General features: G+C 50.6%; 11 protein-coding genes. 9 read left to right on the top strand and 2 right to left on the bottom strand.

Annotation, left to right across the window (positions count from 1 at the left end; genetic code table 11):
* Positions 1–183 precede the first annotated feature (183 nt).
* A complete protein-coding gene (locus AB1757_17470) occupies positions 184–1,959 on the bottom strand; it encodes a glycoside hydrolase family 3 N-terminal domain-containing protein (protein MEW6128831.1) in 1,776 nt (591 codons plus the stop codon).
* 230 nt (positions 1,960–2,189) lie between these two features.
* Here AB1757_17470 and AB1757_17465 point away from each other — a divergent pair, with 230 nt between their 5' ends.
* From AB1757_17465 to AB1757_17430, 8 genes are all read left to right on the top strand, one after another.
* Entirely contained in the window at positions 2,190–2,831 is a 642-nt protein-coding gene (locus AB1757_17465; protein MEW6128830.1) for a DUF5666 domain-containing protein, read from the top strand.
* Positions 2,832–3,068: 237 nt separating this feature from the next.
* Complete coding sequence (locus AB1757_17460; protein ID MEW6128829.1) at positions 3,069–3,845, top strand: RNA polymerase sigma factor; 777 nt, start codon at positions 3,069–3,071, stop codon at positions 3,843–3,845.
* A gap of 10 nt (positions 3,846–3,855) precedes the next feature.
* The gene (locus AB1757_17455) at positions 3,856–4,500 is read left to right on the top strand and encodes a sigma-70 family RNA polymerase sigma factor (protein ID MEW6128828.1); all 645 of its coding nucleotides are present in this window, start codon (positions 3,856–3,858) and stop codon (positions 4,498–4,500) included.
* Complete coding sequence (locus AB1757_17450) at positions 4,497–5,405, top strand: hypothetical protein (GenBank protein MEW6128827.1); 909 nt, start codon at positions 4,497–4,499, stop codon at positions 5,403–5,405. Before AB1757_17455 ends, AB1757_17450 begins: the two co-directional genes overlap by 4 nt.
* 39 nt (positions 5,406–5,444) lie before the next feature.
* Positions 5,445–6,323 carry a hypothetical protein gene (locus AB1757_17445; protein MEW6128826.1) on the top strand — a complete coding sequence of 293 codons (879 nt, stop codon included), beginning with the start codon at positions 5,445–5,447 and terminating at the stop codon, positions 6,321–6,323.
* A gap of 179 nt (positions 6,324–6,502) precedes the next feature.
* Entirely contained in the window at positions 6,503–6,967 is a 465-nt protein-coding gene (gene ndk / locus AB1757_17440; protein MEW6128825.1) for a nucleoside-diphosphate kinase, read from the top strand.
* A gap of 100 nt (positions 6,968–7,067) precedes the next feature.
* Positions 7,068–8,069 (top strand): cyanophycinase, encoded by a 1,002-nt coding sequence (locus tag AB1757_17435; protein ID MEW6128824.1) that lies wholly within the window; start codon positions 7,068–7,070, stop codon positions 8,067–8,069.
* 331 nt (positions 8,070–8,400) lie between these two features.
* Positions 8,401–12,114 carry a TonB-dependent receptor gene (locus AB1757_17430; GenBank protein MEW6128823.1) on the top strand — a complete coding sequence of 1,238 codons (3,714 nt, stop codon included), beginning with the start codon at positions 8,401–8,403 and terminating at the stop codon, positions 12,112–12,114.
* Positions 12,115–12,479: 365 nt separating this feature from the next.
* Here AB1757_17430 and AB1757_17425 read toward each other — a convergent pair whose 3' ends face one another.
* Complete coding sequence (locus AB1757_17425) at positions 12,480–13,250, bottom strand: DUF4440 domain-containing protein (protein MEW6128822.1); 771 nt, start codon at positions 13,248–13,250, stop codon at positions 12,480–12,482.
* A 288-nt stretch (positions 13,251–13,538) separates the two neighbouring features.
* Here AB1757_17425 and AB1757_17420 point away from each other — a divergent pair, with 288 nt between their 5' ends.
* The gene (locus AB1757_17420) at positions 13,539–14,525 is read left to right on the top strand and encodes a hypothetical protein (protein ID MEW6128821.1); all 987 of its coding nucleotides are present in this window, start codon (positions 13,539–13,541) and stop codon (positions 14,523–14,525) included.
* Positions 14,526–14,824 lie beyond the last annotated feature (299 nt).

Genomic DNA, 14,824 nt, shown 5'->3' with positions numbered 1-14,824 from the left:
CCGGCAGTGTGATTATCTTAGCGGATTCGGATGATTTTTCAACCGGCAAGATTAAAGATTTTTTACCAACCACTCAATCGCCTCAGCGAAAATGGCAATCGTACAATACCGGTATTAACTCCATCGCAATGATTGCGAGAAAAAATAACCGGCTCAAAAAAATTTTATTAAATACAGTCCCGGCTAATTCGCTGCGGTGGATTTCTTAACCCCAACTTCTAAGCCTGCGCCGTGTTCAAAGAGATTGGGAATACTTACGGGCAAATGTCCTTTGATCGCGGTTTCACCAAACAATGCGCGGGCAGCGGCGATTTGCACATTCTCTTCGATGGCATAGGTCACCAGATAGACCGGCGCATTGGGAAACTGGCGAATCAAATAAGGGCTGCCGAAGGCGATGACCGCAACCGGTTTCGCGAGGTCAATCATGCGGCGCACGAAATGTGCCTGAGTTTCCGGGAGCGCCACCGTACCTTTGGAAGCCGCGCGTTTAACGAAAGGCGCAATGATGACATTTTCAGCCTTCATCGCTTCGTCGATTGCAACGCGATATTCATCGGCGGTTGCGCGTGGGTCGAGGCGAATGATTTTGGCGCGGTTGCTGCGCTGTTGAATTTGCGGGATAAAGGCGCGACCCTCTTCTACATCATCGTCTGCGGCAAGCACAACGAAAAGGGTTCGATTGGCGCTTTCAATATCAAGCGGCAACATCTGATTTTTATTTCTCAGCACCGTCATCGACATTTCGGTGATACGGGTGGCTTGCTGCACATTTTCCGGTCGTTCAACCAGACGATTGACCGCCGCTAAATCAACGAAGCGTTGTTTTGCAAGTCCGAGTTTATATTTCGCTTTGAGCAACCGGCGCACCGATTCATTGATGCGCGCTTCTGTGATGTCGCCGTTTTTCACCGCCGCTTCGATGGCATCAATCGCGGCTTTCGGGTCTGGCGGCATCAACGCGACATCTGCGCCCGCTTTGATTGCCTGCACGGCTGCCGCGCCATTTGGAAAACCTTTAACGATTGCGCCCATTCCCAAAGCATCAGTGACGATGATGCCTTGAAAATTCAAATCGCGTCTCAGCAGTTCGCTTGAAAGTTTCGGCGAAAGGGTCGCGGGCATTTCGTCACCGGCAACGCGCGGCAAAGCGATGTGCGCGACCATAATCGAATCGACACCGGCAGCGATTGCCGAACGAAAAGGCGCAAGTTCTACCAAATCCAGCCGCGCGCGGTCGGCGTTGATGGTCGGCAATCCGATATGCGAATCGGTCGCCGTATCGCCATGCCCTGGAAAATGTTTGGCGGTCGAAAGCGCGCCGCCATCGCGCGCGCCTCGCGTGAAAGCGGCGACGAATTCCGCAACCCGTTTCGGGTCTTCGCCAAAACTGCGAATGTTGATGACCGGATTATCGGCATTGTTATTGATGTCGGCGACCGGCGCGTAAAGCCAATTCACGCCGATGGCGCGCATCTCCTGGGCGACGATTTTTCCCTGGGTGTAGGCGGCATTCGGGTCGCCGGTTGCGGCGACGCCCATCGCGGTTGTAAACGGCGTGCCGTTGCGACTGCGCATTCTGAGTCCTCGTTCCATATCCGAAGAGATAAGCAGAGGAATTTTTGCCAGGCGTTGAAATTCATTGGTCATTGCAGCGATTTCGTTGACGCTGCCCCAACTGACGATGATGCCGCCAACTTTATTTTCAACAATCTGTTTTTGAATTTCCTGGAATCGTTCGCCGCTGGTGTTGGCAAATTCACTGACCGCAGAGACCACAATCATCTGTCCGATGCGTTCGCGCAAGGAGAGCGATTTCAAAGTGCGCTCGACCCATTTCGCTTCATCGGAATTTGCCTGAGTCGTGGTTTGCGAATCGAAAAGCGGTAAAAAAATGAAGACGGCTAAAAAAAAGATAAACGTCCGGTTGAATAAAATTCGTAATTTCAGGTTTCTCATGTTCAACTCTCCTGACCATCAGTGAATTTGCGTCGTTTCATTTTAGCAAAGCATCGCCGCTCATAAAGTCAGCCTGTCGCAAAAATATTTTTTTTAAATTTGTGGAACTATATAGCCGCCTCAAGGACATCACCGATGTACACGAAGACACCATACAGTGGAAATAAAATAAATGAATTTAAATCCTGACAAGCGTCCCAGCTCAGACTGGTTCAAACAAAGGAGAGGAAATGGTAGACAAATTATTCAAAATCATGCTCAGTATCGCGCTGGCAGTTCTTTTTAATGTCGCAATTCAACCTGACAGTTTTTCCCAAGCCCCTCAGGGTCGTCGCGGCAGCCCGCCCAATTTCGACCCGGCAAAACAGCTTGCCGGTAAAGTCGTAGAAATCAGCGGCAACACATTTAAAGTAAAAAACCGTGAAGACGAAGAACTGACGTTCACCGTCACCGACAAAACGGTTTATGCATACAATCGTGAAGCGGCGACGCTCTCCGCGTTCAAAACAGATGATTTCGTAATGGCACTCGGCGCGCGCGATGCCAACGGACAATTCGTGGCTGAAAGAGTAATGGGTGGCGACCGTCCCCCGATGGGACCTCCAGGCGGTCGCGGCGGACGGTTCAATGGTGTTGGCGGCGAAGTCACCGCCATTGATGCGGCAACCGGAACCATCACCGTCAAAAATTTTCAAGGCGATAGTCAGACCATACTGGTCACTGCCCAGACGACATTCAATCGCAATCGTCAAAGCGCGACTTTAGCCGATTTCAAAGTCGGCGACCATGCGCGAGCCGAAGGCGCGAAAAACGACAGCGGTCAATTTGTCGCCACGCGCATTTTCGGCGGCGACCAGAAGCCGGGCAAATAGTTTTCCTGCTTGTCTCTTCTCCACATAGGGGAATCCGGGCTTCTTGCAAAAGCAGGTTTGCGAAGTGCCCTCGAAGGCTGGTCTTTTGCAAGAAGTCTATTTTTAAGGAAAACCGGAGCGATGAAATCGACAGTCACAATTTAAAGGAATTGGCGAGCGCCTCTTTGCTTGTTGCATCGGGAGACACACAAGCAATTTGTCGCTTGCCGATTATTTTTTGAAAATATCGGGACATTAATGGTCGCATCAAAAACCACAAACCAGCGCAACCAACCGGTAGAAGATGCGGCATTCGCGGGTGATGAAAATTCCGGTTCTTTGACAATTGACGGTAATACTTCGGGTGAAAACCCCACCGCTCAACAATTCCTCCTCATTGATGATTGGGTTAGGCGTTCTGTCGATGGGGATACGGAGGCTTTTGCATTACTGGTGCGCCATTTCAGCCAGAGAGTCTTCAACATTATCGGCAGTTTCTTTCGTCGGCGTGATGTGATCGAAGATGTGGCGCAAGAGGTTTTTACGCGGGTCTATTTTTCGCTCGGTACGTTTACCCGCGGACGGTCGTTTGACGCCTGGATTGCCAGAATCACCGTGAACGCCTGTTATAATCATTTTCGCTCTGAACGTCGCCATCAGGAAAAACGTGTGATGCCCTCAGCCGAAACCGAAAACGAATGGTACGAATTGCAGATGATTGAAGCGGCACACACACTTTTTTTAAGCGATGAACGACGACGCGAAGCAATCGATATTGCCGAACGCTTGCTTGCAAAACTCGAACCCGAAGATCGCCTGATTTTGATGCTCCTGGATAGAGACGGGCATTCCATTCAAGAGCTATCGGAGATTTTGGGTTGGGGCAAATCGAAAATCAAAACCCGCGCCTTTAGAGCGCGGCGAGTTTTGCGTTCATTGATGAAGCGGCTGTTGCTGAGCGCCGAAAACGCTCGCAAACGACAAGCGGCAAATTATTTTGAAACCATTGAAGAACAAATAACGACTAAGCACTGAGAGATAACAAGTGAGTTGCCAATTACAGATGAGCCGAACGCTTGAACACTTCACAGACGAAGAGCTATTGCCGCTGATGGCGACCGGCGACCTGGTGGCTTTCGAGATGATTTATGAACGACGGCAACCGAGCGTCTACCGCTTTGCCCTGCGCATGAGCGGCAGCGAAACGCTTGCCGAAGATGTGACGCAGGATGTCTTTATTGCCCTGATGCGCGATGCTTATCAATTTGACCCGACGCGCGGTTCGCTGTCCACCTATCTGTATGGCATCACCCGCAATCGCGTGTTGAAACGATTGGAGCGGGATAAAAATTTTGTCGCGATGCCCGATGATGACGAAGCGGACAGTGGTTCGATTGATGAACGCATGATTTGCCGACAAGACCCGCTTGCCGATTTCACCCGCAATCAGGTGATTGACGCGGTGAGGCAAGCTGTGCTCGCGCTGCCGACGCATTACCGCGAAGTCATCATTTTGTGCAATCTGCATGAGATGAATTATGAAGAAGCCGCCAGCATCATCGGCTGTGCGGTCGGAACCGTGCGTTCCAGATTATCGCGCGCCCGCGAATTGTTGATGAAAAAATTGCAGACAACTGCGGACATTGAAACCACGACCAGCAGTTCCATTCCTGCGAGGTACGTATTATGAACTGTAAAGAATTTCAAACGCTTGCCAGTGATCTGGCTGGTGGAAAAGTAATTGAAGCATCGCAATACAAACTCGCTTTGGCGCATAAAAATTCGTGCGCCCCCTGCGCGGCGCGTCTGGTGAACGAGCGTGCCTTAACACAGGCGTTGCAAGTGACGGCGAATGCTGAAACCGGGCAAGCTTCCGCTCACACCAAAGCTGCCTTGTTGAAAGCTTTCGCTGAACATACGCCGTCTTCACACGCGCCGCGCCCTATCACAACTGGCGATGACCTCAATTTGCATCGTACCTCTGCACCGGTTACTGCCCAGCCGAATAAGGTTTTGCAATTTCAGAGCGCAAAACCTAAACCGACTGGCGTTTCGCGTTGGCTCTGGATCGCCGCCGCCGCTGCCATCGTGGTTTTGCTCACCGTAGGCGCATTGAGCCTGTTACCGTTGCAGAGCAATGAACCCAAACAGGATGCACGCGCACCGGTTCAAAATCCGGTTGAACAGCCAACCAAAGAAAATGAGCAAAAAGCAATTGCGCCGGCTCCCGAAAATCAACCGCAGAAACAAGATCAAATTGCTGGTGGCAGCAATTCACCTCAACCTGAAAATAAAATTGCGCCGCGTCGGGATAGAGTGGTTGCCGGTACAACAAAACGTTCAGTCAAAGCGCCGAGTAGCAATGAAGTGACCACCGATTACATCCCGTTGACTTATGTCTCGGACGCCACGGCGATGGAAAGCGGTCATGTGGTGCGGATGATGGTGTCGCGTTCGACCTTGATTGCGATGGGGCTGCCGATGAATGTCGAACGTGACCGTGAAATGGTCAAAGCAGATGTCGTGGTAGGCGACGACGGGTTGGCGCGCGCCATTCGCTTTGTCTATTCCAGAACTCAAAACAGTGATGATTAGTTGAGAAAATATTGAAAACTCAACCATGAGGAAGTGAAGATGAGAACCTGTATAACCCAAATAATCAAACTCACCATCGTGCTCACGTTTTTGCTTGGCGGTATCAATGCTTTCGCGCAAGGTCGTCCGCATCCGGGTGGACCGCCGCCGGGGGGCGGACCGCCCCCGGATGGCAGACCGCCATTTGAGCAAGGCAGACGCGGCGAGCGCGACGGACGCAGAGAACGCCCGCCATTTCAAAACGGCATGGGCAGCAACTTCCTCTCTTCGGAGATGCGCTTTGGTGAAAAGACCGTTAAAGGTTCGCCGTTTTCCGCGCAGGTCGTCGTTGAAAGTGTGCAAACCCTTGCCGACGGCACCAAACTCACCAAGAAAACCACCGGCTTCATCTATCGTGATGGCGAAGGGCGCACCCGTCGAGAACAGGAAGTCGGTTTTTTCGGTCCCATCAGTTCGCCTGACAATGCTCCGCGTATGGTGTTTATCAACGACCCGGTTAGCGGTTCGCATTATGCTCTCGATGCGGAAAATAAACAGGCGCGAAAGATGCGGTTTTCCAATCAACCGCCACCGATGGAACCGCAGGATTCCGTAAAACCCGAAGCTAAAATTGAATCCCTCGGCAACCAAACCATTGACGGCGTCGAAGCCGAAGGCACCCGTTCGGTAACTACGATTCCCGTCGGACAAATCGGCAATGACCGTCCGCTCGAAGTAGTTTCCGAGCGTTGGTATTCATCGGCTTTACAAACCGTGGTGATGACCAAATATAGCGACCCGCGATTCGGCACCACGACTTATCGTTTGACCAATATCAAACTCGAAGAACCGGCGAAATCGTTATTCAGCGTGCCTGCCGATTACAATATCGAAGAGGGCAACCCGCCAAGAGGCAAACGCCGACCGGGTGATGAGTAGTGCGCTCATGATTGCTCTTAGGTTGAAGCCAACTTTTTATCCTTCATTCTTAAAAGAGCCTGTAAAATCAGGCTCTTTTTTATATTCCCCTTGCAAAGCCAGACCGCTTACTTGTCAAAACAAAGCGCCAGTCGGTAAGATGTCGGTTTCTTAATTTCATTTTTTAGGAGACCTATCACATGGAAAGAACTTTAGTATTAATTAAACCCGACGCCATTCAACGCGGACTTGCGGGACAAATTTTATCGAGATTTGAAGCCAAAGGATTAAAAATCGCCGGGATTAAATTCATGTCTTTAAGCGACGGTTTACTTCAGGAACATTACAGCCATCTGGTTGATAAACCGTTTTTCGGCGGCATCAAAAGTTTCATGCAACTGACGCCGGTCATCGCGCTTTGTCTGGAAGGCTTGGACGCCGTGGAAACCGTGCGCAATATGTGCGGCATTACCAAAGCCCGCGCCGCCGCCCCCGGCACGATTCGCGGCGACTGGGCGATGAGCATTCAAGCCAATCTGGTTCATGCTTCCGATTCACTGGAAACCGCCGCCAACGAAGTGCCGCGATTTTTTAAAGCCGATGAGTTATTTGAATATGATTCGGCAACGACAGTGACCATCTATTCCGCCGACGAAATCAAATAGTTTGCCATTTCGCGTTTTCAGTTTTCAGTTGTTTGCCTGAAGTTGATGGTTTATCAAATCAACCTCGACCATCTGAAAACTGAAAACTTCTTTACCGCTTATGAATCGATTCACGCCTTTCGCAATTCCACTGCTCGTCCTGCTTTTCATTTTGTTATCAGCTGACACACACGCCCAGGCGCAAAAAGATTTCGAGTATCACGTCATCGGGAGTTCGCTTGACGTCAAAACCAAACCGACAGGTGGGCTTGCGTTACTGGGCGGCGGCACGGATGTTGACGCGGCTTTTCAATGGATGATTGAACGTTCCGGTGGCGGCGATTTCGTGGTGCTTCGCGCTTCGGGAACTTCTGCTTACAACCCTTATATCAATAAACTCGGCAAAGTCGATTCGGTTGAAACTTTGATTATCAAATCCCGCGAAGTGGCAAGTGACCCGTTTGTCATTGAAAAGATTCGCAATGCCGAGGCGTTATTCATCGCGGGCGGTGATCAGGGCAACTACATCAACTTCTGGAAAGGCACGCCGGTGCAAACGGCGATTCAATCTCTGGTCGAAAAACATGCGCCGATTGGCGGCACCAGCGCCGGGCTTGCCGTGCTTGGCGAATTTCTCTTCCCGGCTTTAAAAGACACTGTCACCTCAAAAGACGCGCTCGCCAATCCCTTCCATGAACGGGTGATTTTAGATAAAAATTTTCTTGCCTTACCGCACCTTGGAAATCTCATCACCGATTCGCATTTTGTTGAACGCGACCGCATGGGACGATTGCTTGTGTTTCTGGCGCGAATGAAAAGTGACGGGTGGGCAAAAACCCTGCGAGCAATTGCCATCGACCGCGAAACCGCGGTGTTGATCGACGCGCAGGGGCAAGCCACTTTAGGTGGTAAAAATACTGCCTATTTTCTCAACGTTTCGACTAAACCCGAACGGATGAAAGCGGGCGACCCACTGACCTATCGCAATATTTCCGTCTATCGACTGAACCCGGAGGGCACCTTCAATCTGAAAAAATGGCAGGGCACGGGCGGCACCAGTTATCGCATATCGGTCGAAAACGGGGTGTTGATGACTACCCAACCCGATAATCGTGTGTATTAGGCTGATGAATGAAAGTCATTCAATTCCCGCATACTATTGACTAAACCCCTTGAGCGTCATAACATAAGCCAACCCTTGATCCGGGGGAAATCAGCATTAAATCTCGGTAAGATTCTAAGGCAGTGAAGACGGACAAAAGATTCGTCGCGAAAATCAACCAGATCGTTGTTTAATGAGGCGATTGAATCAGTCAATCGATTCACATCAATTCGATGAAACACAGACGATTCAATCCTCAATTTATTTTCTGCTCATTCAGCCATCGGAGCGGAGATGAGTTTTTATTTTGGCTACAAACTTTTCTAGCCAACCAATCTGAAGGAGGCTACTCATGAAAAAGCGTTCAAGAAGAAAATCTCTTTTTGACCTAACCATCAAGCGTCCTGTATGCCTCTTGCTTACGGTTTTGCTGTTGGCGGCAACCATTCCCGCACAGACCGGCACCTCATCGGTGCGCGGTTCGGTGCTCGATCAGCAAGGCAAAGCAGTAGCAGGAGCAACCGTGACGCTACGAAGTGCGGAAACCAATTTTACCCGTACCACCACTTCTCAAGAAAATGGCGGCTATGTATTCGACCTGGTTCCGCCGGGAACTTATCGAATCGAAACCGAAGCAGCGGGCTTCAAAAAATCGGTCATCGAAGCCGTCAAAGCGTTGGTAGATAAACCGACAAACGTCGATATTGGTCTTGAAATCGGTAACATCACCGAAGCGGTAACCATTTCCGCCGGTTCGGCTGAAATTTTCCTCAATAAACAAGACGCTACCATCGGCAACAACTTCGTCTCGCAGCAAATCACTCAACTGCCGCTCGAATCCCGCAACATCGTGCAGTTGCTCAGTCTGCAACCCGGCGTTGCGCCCGATGGTTCGGTAACCGGTTCACGCGCCGACCAGGGCAACGTGACCCTTGATGGCGTGGACGTCAACGAACAACAGGGCGCGGCGGCTTTTGAAAGCGTGTTGCGCGTGTCAACCGACTCGGTTGAAGAATTCCGCGTCACCACCACCAACCCCAATGCCACACAGGGACGTTCATCGGGCGCACAGGTAGCACTGGTCACCAAGAGCGGCACCAACGAATTTCATGGCTCGTTCTATGAATTCCACCGCAACACCGCGACCAGCGCCAATGACTTCTTCAACAACCGCAACGGCATTCCGACACCGAAACTGTTGAGAAATCTTTTCGGCGCAACCCTTGGGGGGCCGATTAAAAAAGATAAAGCGTTTTTCTTTTACAGTTTTGAAGGACGTCGCGATTCCAGCGAACAGACGGCTTTAAGAACCGTACCGCTTGCCAGCCTCGGACGCGGTGAAGTGCGCTTCCCGAATACCAGCGGCGGCGTCACCACTTTGACCAGAACCAACCTTAACCAGTTGTTTCCGGCGGTCGGCACCAATTCCGCGGCGATTGCTTTACTGGCAAACGCAGCCAGTAAATATCCCGCCAATGATGACACGACTGGCGATGGATTTAATACTGGCGGCTTCCGTTTCAATGCCAAGACGCCGGTTGAACTCGAAGCGCACACGCTGAAGATTGACTATAATATGAATTCTGCACATTCATTTTTCGTCAGAGCCAATTATCAGCAAGACGTATTCGGCTTTGCGCCGCAATTCCCCGATACGCCAGCGCCGCAACTGTGGAGCCATCCGACAGGCATCGCCGCAGGTCATACCTGGACGATTGGCAACAATCTGGTCAACAGTTTCCGTTACGGGCTGACGCGATTGGCGTTCACCTCGCTTGGCGATTCTTCAAGCAATGCGACGACTTTCCGTTTTGTATTTTCGCCGCTGGCATTCTCACGAACCACCAGCCGCACCACACCCGTCCACAATTTCATTGATGACGCCTCCTATGTTCGCGATAATCACACCTATCAATTTGGCACCAACATTCGCGTCATCCGTAACACTCGCGGCAGCACCTCGAACTCTTTCGATTTTGCGACGATTAACCCCTCGTTCTACGATCAATCGGGAGGCGTGTTGACCAATCCGATTACCGGTATTGCGTCGGGGTTCCGCGCCGGTGTGCAGGCGGCAGTCGCCTCGGTCATCGGACGATTCTCGCAATACAATGCCAACTTCAACTTTGACCGGGATGGCGGTATTCTTCCCGTCGGTCAATCGGTTGATCGAACCTTTGCCACAGAAGAGTACGACCTCTATGTGCAGGATTCGTGGAAACTCAAACAGAATTTAACCATCACCTACGGGTTGCGTTATGGCTTGAGCCGCCCGGTTTATGAAGCCAACGGTTTCCAGGTTAAACCGACCACCAGCCTTGGCGATTATTTCGAGCAGAGAAAAGCCAGCGCCTTAAACGGTGTGCCGTTCAACGATTTAATCGAAGTCGATTTGGCAGGACCCGCTAACGGCGGCGAACCCTTTTACAAATTCGATAAAAACAATTTCCAACCGCGCGTCAGCGTTGCCTGGTCACCGAATTTCAATAGTGGTTTCCTGAAGAAAATCTTTGGCGGTAACGATGATTCGGTTTTCCGTGGTGGCTTTGCCATCACTCACGATAATTTCGGACAGCAACTCGCCGTGCAGTTCGACCTCAATAACACCCTCGGATTTTCATCGTCGCAGGTGATTTCCGCAAATACTTATAACGTCACGACCCGTCCGGCACCGCTGTTTACCGGCATCGGACAGGATGTGCGCAGTCTGCCGGGAATCTCGACGCCGGCAAAATTAACCTTCCCGCTGCAAACGCCTGCTGATGAAGCGCAACGCATCGAATCTTCACTTGATGACACGATTATCACGCCGGTCAATTACAGTTGGAATTTCTCCTATGGTCGCAAACTGCCGGGTGGATTGTTCGTCGAAGCCGCCTACATCGGGCGCTCGGCTCGCAACCTGCTGGCAACCCGCGACATTATGGCGTTGAACAATCTGGTTGATCCGAAATCCGGTTTGGATTGGTATACGGCAGCAGGTATGTTGCATGACCTGCGCGCTCAAAATACCCCGCTCAACAAGGTTCCGAAAATTGCTTACTTTGAAAACCTCTTCCCCAATCTTGGCGATAATTTCTGGGGCGACCCGACGGTCAGTTCAACGCAGGCGGTTTATGGAATCGTGGCGCGCGAAGATTTCTTCGGATTCGATTTCTTCAATGTTCTGGACTGGACTTTCGTTCAGTTGTTAATTGACGATTTGGGAGTCTCTCCCAATATGTTCTTCCATCCGCAATATGCCGCGCTATCGACCTTCTCAACCGTAGCGGCATCCGATTATCACGCGGGCACGCTGACCGTTCGTGAACGTTACAAAGATTCCTTGACCTTTGACTTCAACTACACCTTCTCGAAGTCAATCGATGACGTATCGGGTCTGCAAACCAGCGGCGCTTATGGTTCGGCGTTCATTCTCAATCCGCTGAGACCGAAAGATAACCGCGCAGTTTCGGATTTCGACATTCGCCACATCATCAATGCCAATGGCGTGTATCAATTGCCATTTGGAAAAGGCAGAAAATTCCTCGGCAGTTCCAACAGCGTTGTCGATGCCTTCTTAGGTGGCTGGCAGGTTTCGGGAATCTTCCGTTGGAATGGCGGACTGCCGGTGCAAACCCCGTTTGACGCGCAACAGTGGGCAACCAACTGGAACGTGCAAAGTAACGGGGTTCGCGTAGTGCCAATCGAATCCAGCCCGACTCGTGGCGGAAAATTGGCACCTAAACTGTTTGCTAACCCGGAAGCGGCATATAAAGCATTCCGCAATGCCCGACCGGGCGAGACCGGAGACCGCAATGTACTCAGAATCCCTGCCTACATCGCACTCGATATGGGCTTGGGTAAATCCTTCAACATGCCTTGGGAAAACCACAAATTGCAGTTCCGTTGGGAAGTGTTCAATGTCACCAACACCCAACGCCTGACAGTGGTCAACTTTTCCCGCACAACTTTCGGTTTGGATATCGACCCCGATTTAACTGCACCACCACCGACCTGGGCTAACCTTGATACCGTTCAAGGCACCCCGCGCGTGATGCAATTCGGGTTGCGCTATACCTTCTAAAAAGCGATAAGGCAAAAAATAAAAAAGGCTGGGATTTCTTCCAGCCTTTTTTATTTGCAGCGATCAGGCGAGGGACAAACTCTGCGCCAACTCTTCACCGGATTATGCAGCAATCACAAAGGTAGGTGAGCTAAAGCTTTGGAGTGCGGTGACTGGTCACCGCTTTTGATTTGCATAAAACTTTTGAAATCCTTGCCAATATTTAAGGGGGGTTCCTGCAAAATAAAAGCTGCGACAAGTCGCAGCACTCCATAAAACTCGCTGTTCATCACCCACCAACTTATTTGATTTTGGTATTATTCCTGACCAGGGGACGCTGTCGCAAAACTCCATCGTTGAAGAAGGAACGCCTCACCTCAATCCGTTTATTTAACCTTCTGCCATATCAGGTCGTTGTTTTCGCGGCGGTCGAGCATTCTTACCACCTTGCCTGTGACATCTCGTTCAAATACTTTTTCGCCGCGCCACACGCCTTTGCGGTAAACCATATCCATCCCCAGTAACAGCAACTCTTCTTTAGGACGTCCGCTTCGTTGACCAAATAGTTGATTGCCGGTGCGCGTGATGATGTAGGTCACGTCAGGCGCGATTTGATACTGCCCGACATAAGCGTCGAAAATTTCCGGTAATTTTTTCGGGTCAACCGCCAGCGGCTTGCGTTCGTTCGGAATCGCCATCACCTGCACAGCAGCAAGTTTCCACTCTCCGTCGCTTTGCTTCACCCAGGTATCTGTCGAATGAAACCAGGTCAACAATTTCTGTCCATATAGTTCGAGTGATTCGCGGTCGCGATGCGTGAGCACGATGAGGTTGCCCTGTCGGAAAACCTTCGGCTCGCCCATTTTAATCGAGCCAATATAACCCGGCGGCAACGGTCGCAATTCCCTGAGCAACTCTTCTTTGGTTTTCACATTGCCTTCTTCGTCGGTATACAGACATCCTGTTGCAAGATACTTCTGCCAAACGCGGGTATCTCCGTAAGCAACGGCGTCGAGCAATTCCTGAGTGGCGCGTTTTAACTGCTCAATGATGGCTTCGTCCGCTTGACTGTCGGAGACTTTTTGAGCCGCTGGCGAACCGGCGATGAACAACAAAAAGATGGTGAACCAACTGATAATGAACTTAGCGGTTTTCATAAATCAATTTTCTCTTACAAAAACTTGAGTCATTTATTTTCAGGACGCCTGGCTTTTTATCTACTACACGTTTTGCAGGGCAGGCACAAAAACCAACCGAGCCATAATCATCACTAAGCCGCTTACAAACTCTATAGCGATTTGCCGAGTTTATCATAAGAACGAGTTCCTCGAAGCAGACACGAAATGGCATAGTTTATTTTTTCATCAGAACTTGCTGATTTCCGTCTGAATGTGCGCGACGATACTTGCTTGAATAAGTTAATAGAAAATCTTGAGAGGAGACATATGAAAAAAAAACGATGGGCAATGGTCGCGATTGCCATTATTGTATTGGCGCTTTGCGCCCCCCAGGCGCAACCGCAACAGACAACCTCAACCGCAACGCCTGAAGCGAAGCTGTTCGCGCCCAAAGTGATTTCAACCGGAGATTATGATTCGCATCCGGCGTTTACCCCGGATGGCAAGACGCTCTATTTTTTGAAGATTACCCCCGATTTCAATTTCTGGACTATTGTGGTTTCGCAACTGAGCGGCGGACGTTGGCGCGAGCCGCAGGTTGCGCCCTTCTCCGGTCAATACTGTGACGGCGATCCTTTCATCACCGCCGATGCTCAACATTTCTTTTTTGTTTCAAGGCGTCCACGACCCGGTGAGCAAGCTGACGATAAATTGCACGATTTGGATATTTGGATGATGGATAAACAAAGTGATGGCAGTTGGGGAAAGCCAGTCAATATCGGCAGAACGGTCAACAGCGAAACGAGCGAATATTATCCTACGGTTGCAACTAACGGCACGCTCTACTTTGGTTCGCGGCGCGCCGGTGGCAAAGGCGGAACCGATATTTATCGCGCGCCGATGGTGAACGGTCAATACCAGACCCCGGAAAATTTAGGAGAGGCGATTAATACCGAATTTGATGAGTTCGAGCCATACATCGCTCCTGATGAAAGTTATATGATTTTCATGGCGGGGGGCGGTCGTCCCGATTCAATGGGCGGCTATGACCTGTATATCAGCTACCACCGTGAAGGGAAATGGACAAAGGCGCAAAACCTCGGCGCGCCGTTCAATTCTTCGGCGGATGAATTCTCGCCGAAATTTTCGCCTGACGGCAAATATTTTTTCTGGTCAAGCGCGCGCAGTGTCATCGATAAACCTTCGGCAAAAAAATTGACTTACGCGGAAATTTTGAAACGCTTGCACAGCCCACAAAACGGTCTCGGCGATATTTATTTCATTGAAACAAGCGCATTGAAACTTGAACGATAATTGCCAGGTAAAAACGATGGAGCCTGTCGGAATATTGTGCGAATGGTCGCATCAGTAATCCGACAGGCTCTTGATTTCGCCAGCTCATTCGTGGCCAACCACCATTTTAGAAGACGCCAGCTTTGTTGCGTAATTTCAGGATTCGCCAATAAATCGGTGGCAAATCGCTAAGGTTTAGCGGCTTGGTTGATGGTGAAGGTCTTTCCCGCTATCGTCAACGTCCCGCTCCTCGCTACCCGGTTCGGATTCGCCGCTACTCCGTATTTCACTAACCCACTGCCACTGCCGCTACTGCCGCT

It is taken from the genome of Acidobacteriota bacterium, from assembly GCA_040754075.1.
In the GTDB taxonomy this organism is placed as follows: domain Bacteria; phylum Acidobacteriota; class Blastocatellia; order UBA7656; family UBA7656; genus JBFMDH01.
This window is presented reverse-complemented; position numbering and strand designations above follow the sequence as displayed.